The organism is Pantoea sp. JK, from assembly GCF_026130245.1.
In the GTDB taxonomy this organism is placed as follows: domain Bacteria; phylum Pseudomonadota; class Gammaproteobacteria; order Enterobacterales; family Enterobacteriaceae; genus Pantoea; species Pantoea trifolii.
The window spans coordinates 779,027-793,688 of sequence record NZ_JAINFN010000001.1 but is presented as its reverse complement, the minus strand read 5'-3'; the positions used below and the strand labels follow the sequence as shown (position 1 = coordinate 793,688).

Below are 14,662 nucleotides of genomic sequence, written 5' to 3'. Positions count from 1 at the left end.
ATATATATCAGAATTTAATGCACATTATATTCGAGATGTTCATCCATGGTTTGAAGGTTGAGAAGGTTTTGTCTTATCGTCTTGCTTTGAGAGTGCTCTCATAGAGTGAACTAAAAAGGTTTTGGCATATTACCCCCCATCAAATAAGTGCTGCCTAACAAGGACAACAGTTTACCGGTGGCGCTCATTCTAATGAGGTTACTATGTTTAAAATTATTCTTGTCTTAGCACTGGCGGGAGCAAGTTTGCACGCTGCTGCTATCCCTAAAATTACGGTGGGTTCGATGTATGATTTTATTGAAAGCGATAAGAGTACATTGCTAAAAAGAATTCGTAATAGTGGTGATGACACCGGTTATGTCCGAGTTGATGTGAGTGAAGTGACTTACCTGCCGAACGGCGGAAAGTCAGAGAAAAAAATCGATGCTACAGCGGCGGCAAGTGGAAAAGTTGATGGATTAATCTTTACGCCATCGCGCATGATAATCCCGGCAAATAGCATGCAAACCGGAAGGTTAGTGGTTGTAGGAAAAAGAGATAAAGAGCGTTATTACCGCGTTCGATATATTCCTGTCATGCCGAAGGACCAATATGAGTTCGGTCAGTCAAAAAAACAGTATGATGAATATAAGAAATCACTCAATGCAGGCGTAAGCATATTAACCGGTTACGGTGCAATGGTGATAGTACGACCTGAAAATGTCGTATTTAATACCGATATCGCGCAGCGTGATAATAAAATCATTATCACCAATAAAGGTAACAGCAGTATCAAACTTGAAGGCATTAAATTATGTCAGGGGGGTAAATGTGGTGATGCATCTTCAGTTATTCTCATGCCAGGTAAGCAACATAATTTGAAGCAAGAAAGTCAAAAAAACTGGCAATTTACTTTGCTGGAAGGTAGTAAAAAAACACCGAAGAAATTCGGATAATTCCCTCTTTAAAATGAGTTAACACCATGAAAGTTTATTATAAATCTTTAATTGCTAGTCTGGTCGCTGTAAGTTCACTGGCCGTTGCTGTAGACAAACAACAAGAGCTAACTTTTGAATTAGAAGCCACTATCCCATCAGAACGTTCATACGTTAAATTTTCTGACCCTGGTTTTGGTTCAACTAAGCAGGAAATGGTTTGGGATGAAGATGCTTATATTCTGAATAATGTCTCAACTAATCTACAGGCGCGCAATACTGAAGGGAAAATTAGCGCGCACCTTCTAAGTGCTGCAGTATTAGAACATGAAGATACTCCAGCGAATAATATTCCATTAACTATCCGGGTTGGTTCTACGGATCTTGGTGTTGGGCCAACAATGGCTGCCGAGATACTTACAGCAGCCAATGCTGCTGATGAAAAAACATTGCCATTAGTGGTGAGTCCTACTGGCACTCCAACTTATGAGGGCGGCAACTACACTGGCGAAGTTACCATGGTATTCGATCACGAAATTCCTTAATTGCTTTCTGATAAAAAGGACGCATTCTGCGTCCTTTTTTTAGCGGATAAACTCATGTTGTTACTTAATAAAAAAACTCTGGCTATCGCCGTGGCGCTATTTATGCTGCCACTGACGGTATCTGCGGTGCCCATGGAAGATCTGGTAACTCAGGCAGATAATCTGCCGGAAGATTTCAGTGCACACTTCTTTGATGCACCGCTGTTGACGAAAGTTGAGCTGGATGGTGAATATTTAGGTGACGCCATGATTTTATTATCTCGTGCCAAAACCGTTCAGTTAGTAAAATTCACCGAATTTTCTGAAAGTAAATTACCCGCTGCCGCACGTAGTCGCTGGAGTAATATATTTAAAAATGCATTTCCTCTCGGTAAATGTGAACAAGAGAGTGCAGAAGGGTTAATTAGCCTGCATTACAGCTTGGCCAATACCACGTTATATATCAGCTCCTCAGCGGCAAAAGAGGAAAAAGGCAAAGTGAAGCATATTGCCTTGCCTGAACAAGGCAGCAGTGGATTGATATTACGCAACCAACTTAACCTGATTGGCGGTGAACAGCAGCCTTGGTCGGGGTATCAAGGGTTGCAGTTGGAAGGCAGCATTGGCAAATGGACCGCGCAAGCCAGCAGCCAGCTCAGTCGCAGTGACATTGAAAACAGTAAAACCGATGCACGTGTAAGTTCACTCTTTTTACAGCGTGAACTGCCCGGCACAGCGGTACGTGCTGGGTTATTTATGCCGGATTCTCAAGGGATCCTGCGACAACCGGTGATGCCTGGCCGCAGCAGTGTGAATACCGTCGCAGGTGTGATGGTAGGGAGTTCCGACACCTTATTGGAAAGTCAGGCGCAGGCCAGTCTTTATCCCGTTTATGTCACCGCTAACCGCGATTCGATTGCCGAAATTTATCGTGATGGTGTGCTGATTAACAGCCAACCCGTGCAGACGGGGATGCAGCAACTGGATACCACTGTTTTGCCCGGCGGCATTTACGGCGTTGAAGTGCGGCTGGTCGAAGATGGCCGTGAAATCAGCCGTACGGAAGAGACCATCTATAAACCCACCAGCTGGCGCAATCCCGATCGTCGCTGGCAGTACAATCTTTATGGCGGTGTAGAGAAGCAACTCGGTAATAACCGCTATAACCAGGCGGATGGCGATGCGGCCTTCGGTATCAGCACCAATTATCTGTTGCATCCAAAGGTGATTGTGGGCGGCGCAGCGCAACGTAATGCGGGCAGCAATCAGTTGGGTGTTTCAACTGATATCCAATCCAGCCAGAGCACGCGTTTGTACGGTAGCGCGGGTGTCAGTGACCAATGGGGTTCACGTTTTGATAGCCAGTTCAGCTGGCAGGTCCAACCGCAGACCAGTTTGCTGCTGAACCACAGTCAGAGCTGGTATCAGGATGAGAGCAGTCGCTGCTCGGTGAGTACGTGTAAGACCAACAAACAGCACAACAGCGGAGCGACGGTTAATCATCGTCTGGGGAACGGTGATTCACTGTCACTGCGTGGAACACACAACAGCCGTGATAATGGCGTGGGCGTTGATGCCAACTGGCGCACGCGTCTTTCCGTGAAAGATACGCCGGTCTCGCTCACGTTGAACGTATTTGATCGTCCTTATAATCAGAATGGCGCATCACGCAACCGCGGAGCCCATCTCAATCTGTCGTTCTCACTCGGCGAGAATAAACGCAACGTGACGGCTTCCTTAGGCAGCCGTAATGACAATCGCGGCGGACGTGAAATGTTTGCTTCAGCAGGAGTGGTGCAATCTTTCGAAAATGGCCCAATCGAGCGCCTTTCCGCTGGGGTAACCGGCGATCAATATGGTCTCGGCGGCAATCTTTATAGCGACTTCAAGCACCGTTATGCCAGCGGTTCGGTGTATGCCCAGCAATCCAGCGCATCACAATCGTTGAGTGGCGGCATCAATATGAACAACACGCTGGCGATTGGCGGTGGAAAAGTGTCTGTCAGCCACAGCCCAGAGAGCTGGGCAAGTCACACCGGCATGATTATTGATGTCGAAAGTGACGATCCTAACGTCAGATTAAAAGCCTGGGATAGCAATGGCACCAGCAGCACGCTACGCGCGGGACGCAATTTTGTGCCGGTGAATGCGTGGAAGTCTGGGCAACTGCAAATTGATTTTGTCGGTAATGATGGTCCGGCGCTAAAAATCTGGCCTGCAGAGCTGCCTTATCACTTAAATAAAGGCGGCGTGGCGTCTGGCAAAGTACGCGTGATGAAAACCGTTACGGTGATTGGGCGTGTTATCGACCACAAAGGCGAGCCGATGTCTGGCGCAAAACTGGTCAATCATGCGGGACATGGCATTGCGGAGAGTGACGGATTCTTCGTCACCGATATGCATGAACATACGCCTGAATTGACGATTCATTCGCGTGAAGGCAAGCAATGCAAAGTCATGCTGGATACGGCGAACGCGAAACGTGAAAACAGCACGTTAATGGTGGGCGATCTTGCTTGCCGCCCAAATGACCAGAGTTAACAGGAAAAGAGAAATGACTTTCAGCCGCACACAACCACTGCGTATTTATCTGCTGGACGATCATGCCATTTTTTTGCGTGGACTTAATGCGGTGTTAACGCAGGAACCCACACTAAAAGTAATGGGCATTTTTAGTCACAGTCGGGATTTGTGGGCGTCGTTTGCCACGACAGAAGCAGATATGTTGATTATGGACCATGCTCTTGCGCCACAAGATACTAACGGCCTAAACCTCATCAGAGAAGTGCATCTGCGTAATCAAAGTATGCGCATACTGGTGGCGTCAAACTTTTACAACAGTGCGACGGTGGCGCAGGCTTTGCGTTACGGTGCCAGTGGATTTATCAGTAAAACGGCTTCAGAGGGTGAGTTGCTGAATGCGGTGCAGGTTGCCGGCAGCGGTAACATCTATCTTGAGCCGCTTATGGCAATGCAGCTGGCACAAATTCATGAACGCGTAGTGAAGGCGGATAGGGCACCAGGCCAAAAATTACAATCGTTGCCTTTATCGTCTCAGCTTTCAGTTTTGTCACCAAAAGTACAGGACGTGATGCACTGCTTGCTGGAAGGAATGACTGTGACAGAAATCGCGGATAAATTTTCCCGCAGCATTAAGACCATCAGCGGTCAGAAACAAGCGGGGATGCGCAAGCTGGGTCTGAAAACAGATAATGAACTCTCGCACCTACGAGATTCGTTGCAGCGACAGCGCCGATAAGTAATTAACCCGACAAATCGCAGCCATAAAAAAACCCGCAAGTCAGTGACCGGCGGGCTCCACAATTTGGGGATTTCAAAGAAAAGCAGTGGCACTTATTCAGACTGCGACCCCAGAAGAAAGTTCTGGACAGCGCAAAAATATTTTTATAAAGGCAAAAGCGGCCAGATTATCACGATCAGGGTACCGGCCAGCGTCAGCAAAACATTCGCGATCGCATACGTTCCTGCGTAGCCAAGGGCCGGAATGCTGCTGCGTGCGGTATCGCTGATGATCTCCATCGCTGGCGCACAGGTGCGCGCGCCCATGATGGCACCAAACAGTAGCGCGCGGTTCATGCGCAGCACATAAGCGCCGAACAGATAGCAAATCACCACTGGCAGCAAACTCACCAGTAGGCCACTTACCAGCATCAACGCACCGGCGCTGCCAAAACCGTGTTGCAAACCGCTGCCCGCGCTCAGGCCAACGCCCGCCATAAACACCATCAAACCAAACTCTTTCACCATCGTCAGCGCACCCTGCGGGATGTAGCCAAAGGTGGGATGGTTGGCGCGCATAAAGCCGAGCATGATGCCCGCGAACAACAAACCGGCGGCGTTACCGATGCCAAAGCTGAAGTTGCTGAACTGGAAGGTGATCATGCCGATCATCAAGCCGACGATAAAGAAGGCGCAGAAGGCGAGCAGATCGGTGATTTGGCTGTGAATGGCGATAAAGCCAATGCGATCGGCCAGGCTTTTCACGCGACGTGCTTCACCGCTTACCTGCAGCACATCACCTTTGTTGAGCATAATGCTGTCATCGATTGGCATCTCGATCTGGCTGCGAATCACGCGGTTAAGGAAGCAGCCGTGATCGGTCAGTTTGAGATGGCTCAGGCGCTTGTTCACCGCGTTATGGTTTTTCACCACGATCTCTTCGGTGACGATGCGCATATCCAGCAGATCGCGATCGAATACCTCTTTGCCGTTACGGAAGCTAGGATCCAGGCGCGCATGCGCATCGGGATAACCCACCAGCGAGATATCGTCGCCCAGTTGCAGCATCGCGTCACCGTCCGGGCTGGCGAGAATACCGTTGCGGCGCAGACGTTCAATGTAGCAGCCGGTCTGGCGATGAATGCCCAGCTCGCGAAGGTTTTTGCCGCCGCTCCACTCCACCAGTTCCGGGCCGACGCGATAGGCGCGGATAACCGGCAGAAACACTTTGCGCTGGCTGTCGGCGTCAAGGCCGCGCTCACGTGCGATTTGCTGCGCGCAGGTTGGCAGATCCTGATGTTGCAGGCGCGGCAGATAACGCGCGCCAAAAATCAGGCTGACTAAACCCACCAGATAGGTGAGTGCATAACCGAGGCTGAGATTATCCTGCATCAAGGTGAGCTGATGGCTATCGCTGATGCTTTGCCGCAGCGTATCGCCAGCGCCCACCAGCACCGGCGTCGAGGTCATCGAACCAGCTAACATGCCCGCGGTTAAACCAATATCCCAGCCGAATACCTTGCCAAGCGTCAGCGCGATTAACAGCGCACTGACCACCATGACAATCGCCAGGAAGAAGTAATTTTTACCGTCGCGGAAAAATATCGAGAAAAAGTTAGGTCCGGCTTCCACGCCGACACAAAAAATAAACAACATAAAGCCAAGACTTAATGCGTCAGTATTAATGGCGAAGTGCTGTTGACCTAAAATCAACGAAACAACCAGCACGCCAATGGAATTACCGAGTTGGACCGAACCGAGGCGTAATTTACCTAAGCAGAGTCCGAGTGCTAAAACGACAAATAATAACAGAACGTCATTTCCGCTTAACAATTCTGCGACGTTAATGTTCACGGTTTAACTTCTTCTTAACCTTTAACACGTTGATGAAAGTGACTTTTTTCGCTATCTTGTGCCGAACGTTAAGGTTCCTGCAACAAAAGCGTTCAAGCCGAAATTTAAAGCGGCGTCATTCTAATCATAATTAACACCCTCAGCTATCGGCAGTTTTCATTCCTTTCGCCTCCAGCTGTTTCTTTTTATTTCCAGTCGTGCGCATCAGGGCAGAAAAAGTTTCATAATTGTTAACGTCAAAGTTGAGGATAATTATGTTGCAGCGCAATAATCGCTGGCCAGCATCGATTCTGGGCGTGATGCTTTATACGCTGGTGTTTATTTATGCACATCATTTCTGGGCCGCCGCCAGTGAACAAGCCGTGCGCGGACAGCCAGAATTACTGCTTTTTTTACTGCCGGGATGTTTGATGGCGCTACTGCAGGCGGAAAGTCCGCTGATCAGCACCTTGTGGGTGGCGCTGGGCGGTACGCTGCTGGGCATGATGTGGTTAATGCTGGCGGTGCCAATCACGCATAGCGGCTTGTTGATTGTGGCCTGGAGTTTAAGTGCGCTGTTCTGGGCGGGATGTGGAGCGCTGCTGGTGCGCTTGCTGCGGATTATGCTGGCGATGCGTGCCGAATAGCACCAGCCAAAACGGGCCCGCAGGCCCGTTCTCTTATGCTTCGATACCCAGGTTTTCTTTGGTCCAGGCCGCGAATTCGGTGTAACCACCAATGTGCTGATCGTCGAGGAAAATCTGCGGCACGGTTGTCACCGGCTTGCCGGCACGGGCTTCCAGATCGGCTTTAGTAATGCCGGTGGCCTGAATATCAACGTATTGATAGTTGAAATCGTCGCGCTCGCTGGTGAGCCTGGCGGCCAACTCTTTCGCACGTACGCAGTAAGGGCAGCTAGAACGGCCAAAAATCACTGCAATCATTGCTTCTCTCCTTCCGCTGCTGTTTTGTGACTAGAATCACATCACAGCGTGAATAATGCGTCACATCATGCCCGCCCATCCTGCTTAATGAAAGAAGAAGTTACCTGTTATTCTGATACCTGCTGCCTATGCAGATGCTAAAACTGATTGAACGCCAAGGGAACCTTCGCATGCGTGATCTCGCTAGATTACCGAAACCCGTGTTGCTGCTCGAAGTGCTCGGCGTGCTTGCCGTGATTGGGGCATTATTGCTGACCAACGATTGGGTGAGCGCGCCTGATCTCATCGCGAAAAAGCCGCTGGCGACGCTGCTGTTTTTTCTCGGCATCGCGCTGATGCTGCCTGCCGCATGGATGATGATGTGGCGCACGGCGAAGGCGATGGCTCCACAATTGTTCAATCATTCCAACAAAAAGAAGTAACCACCGGAGAGGATTTATGACGCCGACTATCGATTTACTGTGCAGCCACCGTTCCATTCGCGCTTTTACCGAACAGGGCATTGATGAGGCGCAACGCAGCGCCATTATTGCAGCGGCACAAGCGGCTTCGACCTCCAGCTTTTTGCAGTGCTCCTCGATTATTCGTATTACCGATCCCGCAAAGCGCGAGCAGCTGGTACAGCTGACCGGCGGCCAGCCTTGGGTCAGTGCGGCAGCGGAGTTTTGGGTGTTCTGCGCGGATTTCAATCGTCACCAGCAGATCTGCCCGGATGCGCAACTCGGGCGCGCTGAACAGCTGCTGCTCGGCTGCGTTGATACCGCGCTGATGGCGCAAAATGCCATGGTGGCGGCGGAATCGCTGGGCCTTGGCGGCGTATTCATTGGCGGGATTCGTAATAGCATCGCTGAAGTAACCGAGTTGCTGGAACTGCCGAAGTTTGTGCTGCCGCTGTTCGGCTTCTGCGTCGGTCATCCGGCTGATGCGCCGGACGTTAAGCCACGCATGCCGCAAGCGATGCTGGTGCATGAAAATCGTTATCAGCCCGTCGATAAAAAGGTGCTGGCACAGTACGATGAGCAAATTACTGCCTATTATCAGCAACGTGATAGCAACCAGCGTTCCGAAACCTGGAGCCAGCTGATTCAACGCCTGATTATTAAAGAAACGCGTCCCTTCATTCTGGATTACCTGCATCAGCAGGGCTGGGCGACGCGCTAAGCACAAGGAACTTTGCAATGAAAATGGCCATTCTCACCCGCGATGGATCGATCTATTCGTGTAAGCGTCTGCGCGACGCTGCGGAGGAGCGTGGTCATCAGGTGCAGATCATTGATCCGCTCTCCTGCTACATGAACATCAATTCCGATTCACCGGCGGTGCACTATCGCGGCGAGACGCTGGGGCATTTTGATGCGGTGATCCCGCGCATCGGCACCGCCACCACCTTTTACGGCACCGCCGTGCTGCGCCAGTTTGAGGTGCGTGGCAGCTATCCCCTTAATGAATCGGTGGCCATTACCCGCGCGCGCGACAAGCTGCGCTCGCTGCAGCTGCTGGCGCGTGAGGGCATTGATATGCCGATCACCGGTTTTGCCTCGTCGCCGGATGATACCGATGACTTGATTGCGATGGTGGGCGGTGCGCCGCTGGTGGTGAAGCTGGTGGAAGGCACGCAGGGCATCGGTGTGGTGCTGGCGGAAACGCGCCAGGCGGCGGAGAGCGTGATCGACGCTTTTCGTGGCCTCAATGCGCATATTCTGGTGCAGGAGTTCATCAAGGAGGCGCAAGGGCGCGATATTCGCTGCCTGGTGATTGGCAATGAAGTGGTGGCAGCGATTGAGCGCGAGGCGAAAGAGGGCGATTTTCGCTCTAATCTGCATCGCGGCGGCAAAGCCCGCGCCGTGCACATCACCGATCAGGAGCGGGATGTCGCGGTAAAAGCCGCCAGCACGCTGGGGCTCGAGGTGGCGGGCGTGGATATCCTGCGCGCAAATCGTGGACCGCTGGTTATGGAGGTGAACGCCTCGCCCGGACTGGAAGGAATTGAGGGCATTACCGGATTAGATATCGCCACCATGATGATCAAGTGGATTGAGCAGCACGCTTGCCCCGGCTATCGTCCTAAAACCGGCGGCTAACCCGCGCTTTTCAGCGGTTTTCGTGGCATCCAGATCGGTTTTTCCGTAAGCTAAGGCGCTCATTTCTTCACCCCACAGGATATTACGATGGATTCACTGGTCGTTCCGGACATTGACGTGCTGCGTCGCTGGCTGGATCAACAAAATATCACCTGGTTTGAATGCGATGCCTGTCAGGCACTGCATCTGCCGCATATGCAGAATTTTGACGGGGTGTTTGATGCAAAAATTGACCTGGTGGATAACGTTATTCTCTTCTCCGCGCTGGCAGAAGTAAAACCGACGGCGCTGATTCCGCTGGTGGGCGATTTATCGCAGATCAACGCCAGCTCGCTCACCATTAAAGCCTTTGTTGATATTCAGGACGACAATCTGCCGAAGCTGATTGTCTGCCAGTCGATCAGTACCAGCGCCGGATTAACCTTCGGTCAGTTCTCCCACTTTATGAAGCAGAGTGAAGAGGGCGTTTCTATGGTGATCATGGAAGCCTTTGCTAACCACTTGCTGGTGGTCGAAGAAGAAGAGGAGCGACAACCCAGCTCCAGCAGCCACGCGATGCTGCACTGAGTTCCCCGCCTCGCTAACTGCCGCTTTTTGCGGCAGTTTTCATTTTTGCCCCACCACTTTTTATTCTGCACTTTGCCCTTTATTGCCAGATATTAGTCGTGCTTTATGCCACTAACGCCAAACCCCATAGCAGAAACATGCATAACGTATCGCGAAAAGGCGTTTTTTAAGCTGGGATCTGGTGCAGGTGGTGCGGGGGGGCTATTCTTGCGGGGCTGCTTGAGACGTGCAACCTCAGCGCAGGTATAGGTTTTTGCTATTAAACTCCCGCTGAATATTGATTCATTGTGTGCCTGTGATTTAACAGAAAACGCAACGTCCGGATCGCCGTGTATGCAGCGTTGTGATGACCCGCTCAGGAGGAAGTAAAACATGTTCAACCAACGTAAAAAATGGTTGTCAGGTGTGGTTGCTGGTGCATTGATGGCTGCGGCCGGCGGTGCGCAGGCCGAAGGTAGTACGGTTCATGTGTATAACTGGTCCGATTATATCGCGGCGGATACCGTGCCGAACTTCGAAAAGCAGACCGGCGATAAAGTGGTTTATGACGTCTTTGACTCCAACGAAGTGTTGGAAGGCAAACTGATGGCCGGTAGCACCGGTTATGACGTGGTGGTGCCGTCGTCGAGCTTCCTCGCGCGTCAGCTGCAATCGGGCGTGTTCCAGGAGCTGGATAAGAGCAAGCTGCCGAACTACAAAAATCTTGATCCCGATCTGATGGCGAAAGTGGCCCAGCACGATCCGGGTAACAAATACGCGATTCCTTATCTGTGGGGCACCACCGGCATCGGCTATAACGTCGATAAAGTGAAAGCCGCATTGGGCAAAGATGTGCCGCTGGATAGCTGGGATCTGGTGCTGAAACCAGAAAACCTGGAAAAACTGAAAGGTTGTGGCGTCTCCTTCCTTGATGCACCGGAAGAGATCTTCGCTACCGTGCTCAACTACCTGGGTAAAGATCCAAACACCTCTGACGCGAAAGATTACTCTGGCGCGGCGACCGATTTGCTGCTGAAACTGCGTCCAAACATCCGTTACTTCCACTCGTCGCAGTACATCAACGACCTGGCGAACGGCAACATCTGCGTGGCGATTGGCTGGTCGGGCGATATTCTGCAGGCGAAAGATCGTGCGGATAAAGCCAACAACGGCGTGCATCTGGGCTACATCGTGCCGAAGCAGGGCGCATTGGCGTTCTTCGACATGTTTGCGATTCCTAAAGACGCGAAAAATGTGGAAGGGGCGTATCAATTCCTCAACTACATGATGGATCCCAAAGTCATCGCTGATGTTTCCAACAACATGAACTATGCCAACGGTAACAAAGCCTCGCTGCCGCTGATCAATGCGGACGTGCGCAACAATCCGGGCATCTTCCCAACGCCGGATGCCATGGCCAAACTGTTTGTGCTCAAGGTCCAGGATCCGAAACTGGATCGTGTGCGTACCCGTGCATGGACTAAAGTAAAAAGTGGTAAGTAATTCGTTCTGAACGATTATTGCCTGAAGACGACAGCAGAGGCGCAGTGATGGCCTCTGTTGTGCCATTTTTAGCGGCTGGCTGTGCCGCGCGATTTTAGCGCCGGAGAAATGTTAGTGAACGACGCGATTCCCCGCCCCCCAAATAAAACGGCTAAGGCGATGACGCCGCTGCTGGAAATTCGCAATCTGACCAAATCTTTTGACGGGCAGCACGCCGTGGATGATGTCAGTCTGACCATTTATAAAGGTGAGATTTTTGCGCTGCTGGGCGCATCCGGCTGTGGCAAATCGACCTTGCTGCGCATGCTGGCGGGATTCGAACCGCCAACCAGCGGCCAGATTGTGCTTGATGGCCAGGATCTCTCCCATGTTCCGCCGTATCAGCGCCCCATCAACATGATGTTCCAGTCCTACGCGCTGTTCCCGCACATGACGGTGGAGCAGAACATTGCCTTTGGCTTGAAGCAGGACAAACTGCCGAAGGGCGAAATCTCTAGCCGCGTCGAAGAGATGCTGTCGCTGGTGCACATGCAGGAGTTCGCAAAGCGCAAGCCGCATCAGCTCTCTGGCGGTCAGCGTCAGCGTGTGGCGCTGGCGCGTAGCCTGGCGAAACGTCCTAAGCTGCTGCTGCTCGACGAACCGATGGGCGCGCTGGATAAAAAACTGCGTGACCGCATGCAGCATGAAGTGGTCGATATTCTCGAGCGTGTCGGCGCTACCTGCGTGATGGTAACGCACGATCAGGAAGAAGCGATGACCATGGCGGGCCGTATCGCCATCATGAACCGTGGCAAATTCGTGCAGATTGGTGAGCCGGAAGAGATCTACGAGCATCCAACCAGCCGCTACAGCGCTGAGTTCATCGGTTCGGTGAATGTGTTTGAAGGCTTGCTGCGCGAACGCGGTGAGGACGCGCTGATCATTGATGCGCCGGGCTTAGTGCATCCGCTGAAAGTGCAGACCGATGTTTCCGTGGTGGATAACGTGCCGGTGCACGTGGCGCTCCGTCCGGAAAAAGTGATGTTGTGCGAAGAAGTCCCAGCCGATGGCTGCAACTTTGCCGTAGGTGAAGTGGTTCACATCGCCTATCTCGGCGACCTGTCGATTTATCACGTGCGTCTGCGCAGCGGCCAGATGATCAGCGCACAGTTGCAAAACGCCCATCGCTACCGCAAAGGCGCGCCAACGTGGGGCGATGAAGTGCGTCTCTGCTGGGACGCCGACAGCTGTGTGGTTCTGACGGTTTAAGGGGGCGATATGAGCCAGATTTCTCAACGCAGCAAGCCCGAAGTGGTGGGCACGCCGCTGCAGCGCTGGGCAACGCGCATTAAGATGCAGCATGGCCGTAAGCTGGTGATTGCCTTGCCGTATCTGTGGCTGATCCTGCTGTTCCTGCTGCCGTTCCTGATCGTACTGAAAATCAGTTTCGCCGATATTGCGCGCGCCATTCCGCCGTACACCGATTTGGTCACCTGGGCCGATGGCGAGCTCAATCTGGTGCTCAACCTCGGAAACTACTTCACACTGACCGACGATCCGCTGTATGCCGACGCGTATCTGACGTCGCTGAAAGTGGCGGGCATCTCCACCATTATCTGCCTGATGATCGGATATCCGCTGGCGTGGGCGGTGGCGCACAGCAAGCCGTCAATGCGCACTATTCTGCTGCTGCTGGTGATCCTGCCGTCGTGGACCTCGTTTCTGGTGCGCGTATACGCGTGGATGGGCCTGCTCAACAACAACGGCATTCTTAACCGCTTCCTGATGTGGCTCGGCGTGATCGATCACCCGCTGGTGATCCTCTATACCAACACGGCGGTGTATATCGGTATCGTTTACTGCTATCTGCCGTTTATGGTGCTGCCAATTTATACCGCGCTGACGCGTATTGATTATTCGCTGGTGGAAGCCTCGCTGGATCTCGGCGCTCGTCCGTTGAAAACCTTCTTCAGCGTGATTGTGCCGCTGACCAAAGGCGGAATTATTGCCGGCTCGATGCTGGTGTTTATCCCGGCGGTCGGCGAGTACGTGATCCCGGAACTGCTCGGCGGTCCGGACAGCATCATGATTGGTCGTATTTTGTGGCAGGAGTTCTTTAACAACCGTGATTGGCCGGTAGCGTCCGCGCTGGCGGTGATCATCCTGTTGATTCTGATATTGCCGATTATCTGGTTCCACAAGCACCAGAACCGTGACGTGGGAGAGAAAGAATGAGCCAGTTACCGACCATTCGCTCTCCGTGGCGCACCGTGATTCTGGTGCTGTGCTTTATGTTCCTGTACGCGCCGATGCTGCTGCTGGTGGTTTACTCCTTCAACAGTTCGCCGCTGGTCACGGTGTGGGAGAACTTCTCGTTCCACTGGTACAAGGTGCTGTTCCAGGATCAGGCGATGCTGGATGCGGTGGGTCTCAGCCTGACCATCGCCGCGCTCTCCGCCACCATGGCGGTGGTGCTTGGCACCATGGCGGCGGTGGTGATTGTGCGCTTTGGTCGCTTCCGTGGGCATAACGGTTTCGCCTTTATGCTGACGGCGCCGCTAGTAATGCCCGATGTGATCACCGGTTTATCGTTGCTGCTGCTGTTCGTGGCGATGGGTAATACCTTTGGCTGGCCAAGCGATCGCGGCATGCTGACCATCTGGCTGGCGCACGTGACCTTCTGTACCGCTTACGTGGCGGTGGTGATTAACTCGCGTCTGCGTGAGTTGGATCGCTCGATTGAAGAGGCGGCGATGGATCTCGGCGCAACGCCGGTGAAAGTGTTTTTCGTGATCACCGTACCAATGATCGCGCCCGCTATCGTTACCGGCTGGCTGCTGGCGTTTACCTTGTCGCTGGATGATTTGGTGATAGCCAGCTTCGTGACCGGCCCTGGCGCGACCACCTTGCCGATGGCGATTTTCGCTACCGTGCGTCGTGGCGTGAATCCGGAGATCAACGCCTTAGCCTCGCTGATACTGTTTGTCGTCGGTTTAGTCGGTTTTATCGCCTGGCGCTTTATGGCGCACGAAGAAAAGCAGCGTTTACGCGATATTCAGAAAGCAAAACGTGGCTGAACGCCGTAACATTAAGGTCGC

General features: G+C 52.5%; 15 protein-coding genes. 13 read left to right on the top strand and 2 right to left on the bottom strand.

The features are described 5' to 3' along the window. The first annotated feature begins 203 nt into the window (after positions 1-203). The 4 genes from PanJK_RS03835 to PanJK_RS03820 are packed head-to-tail and all read left to right on the top strand — an operon-like array spanning position 204 to position 4,697. On the top strand, positions 204-935 hold the full coding sequence (locus PanJK_RS03835; RefSeq protein WP_265297190.1) for a molecular chaperone: 732 nt from the start codon (positions 204-206) through the stop codon (positions 933-935). Positions 936-961: 26 nt separating this feature from the next. After that, entirely contained in the window at positions 962-1,459 is a 498-nt protein-coding gene (locus tag PanJK_RS03830; RefSeq protein ID WP_265297189.1) for a fimbrial protein, read from the top strand. Positions 1,460-1,513: 54 nt separating this feature from the next. Then, positions 1,514-3,979: a CS1-pili formation C-terminal domain-containing protein gene (locus PanJK_RS03825; RefSeq protein WP_265297188.1), complete on the top strand. Its 2,466-nt coding sequence runs from the start codon at positions 1,514-1,516 to the stop codon at positions 3,977-3,979. Positions 3,980-3,992: 13 nt separating this feature from the next. Continuing rightward, the gene (locus PanJK_RS03820) at positions 3,993-4,697 is read left to right on the top strand and encodes a response regulator (RefSeq protein WP_265297187.1); all 705 of its coding nucleotides are present in this window, start codon (positions 3,993-3,995) and stop codon (positions 4,695-4,697) included. A 146-nt stretch (positions 4,698-4,843) separates the two neighbouring features. On the opposite strand, the gene PanJK_RS03815 is transcribed toward PanJK_RS03820, so the two are convergent. Then, positions 4,844-6,532, bottom strand: a complete 1,689-nt coding sequence (locus PanJK_RS03815; protein ID WP_061717183.1) for an aspartate:alanine antiporter — start codon at positions 6,530-6,532, stop codon at positions 4,844-4,846. Positions 6,533-6,786: 254 nt separating this feature from the next. Here PanJK_RS03815 and ybjM point away from each other — a divergent pair, with 254 nt between their 5' ends. Then, positions 6,787-7,158, top strand: a complete 372-nt coding sequence (gene ybjM / locus PanJK_RS03810) for an inner membrane protein YbjM (RefSeq protein ID WP_256696059.1) — start codon at positions 6,787-6,789, stop codon at positions 7,156-7,158. Positions 7,159-7,191: 33 nt separating this feature from the next. Here ybjM and PanJK_RS03805 read toward each other — a convergent pair whose 3' ends face one another. Beyond that, entirely contained in the window at positions 7,192-7,455 is a 264-nt protein-coding gene (locus PanJK_RS03805; protein ID WP_256696060.1) for a GrxA family glutaredoxin, read from the bottom strand. A 170-nt stretch (positions 7,456-7,625) separates the two neighbouring features. Between PanJK_RS03805 and PanJK_RS03800 the strand changes: the two genes are divergently transcribed. From PanJK_RS03800 to potI, 8 genes are all read left to right on the top strand, one after another. Continuing rightward, the gene (locus tag PanJK_RS03800) at positions 7,626-7,877 is read left to right on the top strand and encodes a DUF1418 family protein (RefSeq protein ID WP_265297186.1); all 252 of its coding nucleotides are present in this window, start codon (positions 7,626-7,628) and stop codon (positions 7,875-7,877) included. 16 nt (positions 7,878-7,893) lie between these two features. Further along, positions 7,894-8,616 (top strand): oxygen-insensitive NADPH nitroreductase, encoded by a 723-nt coding sequence (gene nfsA, locus PanJK_RS03795; RefSeq protein WP_061717179.1) that lies wholly within the window; start codon positions 7,894-7,896, stop codon positions 8,614-8,616. Positions 8,617-8,633: 17 nt separating this feature from the next. After that, the gene (gene rimK, locus PanJK_RS03790; protein ID WP_256696063.1) at positions 8,634-9,536 is read left to right on the top strand and encodes a 30S ribosomal protein S6--L-glutamate ligase; all 903 of its coding nucleotides are present in this window, start codon (positions 8,634-8,636) and stop codon (positions 9,534-9,536) included. 87 nt (positions 9,537-9,623) lie between these two features. Continuing rightward, the gene (locus tag PanJK_RS03785) at positions 9,624-10,103 is read left to right on the top strand and encodes a YbjN domain-containing protein (RefSeq protein WP_008102469.1); all 480 of its coding nucleotides are present in this window, start codon (positions 9,624-9,626) and stop codon (positions 10,101-10,103) included. A gap of 372 nt (positions 10,104-10,475) precedes the next feature. Further along, positions 10,476-11,585, top strand: coding sequence for a spermidine/putrescine ABC transporter substrate-binding protein PotF (gene potF / locus PanJK_RS03780; protein ID WP_265297185.1), 1,110 nt, complete (start codon positions 10,476-10,478; stop codon positions 11,583-11,585). A gap of 114 nt (positions 11,586-11,699) precedes the next feature. Beyond that, complete coding sequence (potG, locus tag PanJK_RS03775) at positions 11,700-12,833, top strand: putrescine ABC transporter ATP-binding subunit PotG (RefSeq protein WP_158238594.1); 1,134 nt, start codon at positions 11,700-11,702, stop codon at positions 12,831-12,833. Between the two features lie 9 nt (positions 12,834-12,842). Beyond that, entirely contained in the window at positions 12,843-13,799 is a 957-nt protein-coding gene (potH, locus tag PanJK_RS03770; RefSeq protein ID WP_256696066.1) for a putrescine ABC transporter permease PotH, read from the top strand. After that, complete coding sequence (gene potI, locus PanJK_RS03765; protein ID WP_008102460.1) at positions 13,796-14,641, top strand: putrescine ABC transporter permease PotI; 846 nt, start codon at positions 13,796-13,798, stop codon at positions 14,639-14,641. Before potH ends, potI begins: the two co-directional genes overlap by 4 nt. The last annotated feature ends 21 nt before the right edge of the window (positions 14,642-14,662 follow it).

Bases quoted from the DNA above. Each gene is read 5' to 3' on its own strand.
- PanJK_RS03835 (WP_265297190.1), top strand. From the start codon at position 204: ATGTTTAAAATTATTCTTGTCTTAGCACTGGCGGGAGCAAGTTTGCAC.
- PanJK_RS03830 (WP_265297189.1), top strand. From the start codon at position 962: ATGAAAGTTTATTATAAATCTTTAATTGCTAGTCTGGTCGCTGTAAGT.
- PanJK_RS03825 (WP_265297188.1), top strand. From the start codon at position 1,514: ATGTTGTTACTTAATAAAAAAACTCTGGCTATCGCCGTGGCGCTATTT.
- PanJK_RS03820 (WP_265297187.1), top strand. From the start codon at position 3,993: ATGACTTTCAGCCGCACACAACCACTGCGTATTTATCTGCTGGACGAT.
- ybjM (WP_256696059.1), top strand. From the start codon at position 6,787: ATGTTGCAGCGCAATAATCGCTGGCCAGCATCGATTCTGGGCGTGATG.
- PanJK_RS03805 (WP_256696060.1), bottom strand. From the start codon at position 7,455: ATGATTGCAGTGATTTTTGGCCGTTCTAGCTGCCCTTACTGCGTACGT.
- PanJK_RS03800 (WP_265297186.1), top strand. From the start codon at position 7,626: ATGCGTGATCTCGCTAGATTACCGAAACCCGTGTTGCTGCTCGAAGTG.
- nfsA (WP_061717179.1), top strand. From the start codon at position 7,894: ATGACGCCGACTATCGATTTACTGTGCAGCCACCGTTCCATTCGCGCT.
- rimK (WP_256696063.1), top strand. From the start codon at position 8,634: ATGAAAATGGCCATTCTCACCCGCGATGGATCGATCTATTCGTGTAAG.
- PanJK_RS03785 (WP_008102469.1), top strand. From the start codon at position 9,624: ATGGATTCACTGGTCGTTCCGGACATTGACGTGCTGCGTCGCTGGCTG.
- potF (WP_265297185.1), top strand. From the start codon at position 10,476: ATGTTCAACCAACGTAAAAAATGGTTGTCAGGTGTGGTTGCTGGTGCA.
- potH (WP_256696066.1), top strand. From the start codon at position 12,843: ATGAGCCAGATTTCTCAACGCAGCAAGCCCGAAGTGGTGGGCACGCCG.
- potI (WP_008102460.1), top strand. From the start codon at position 13,796: ATGAGCCAGTTACCGACCATTCGCTCTCCGTGGCGCACCGTGATTCTG.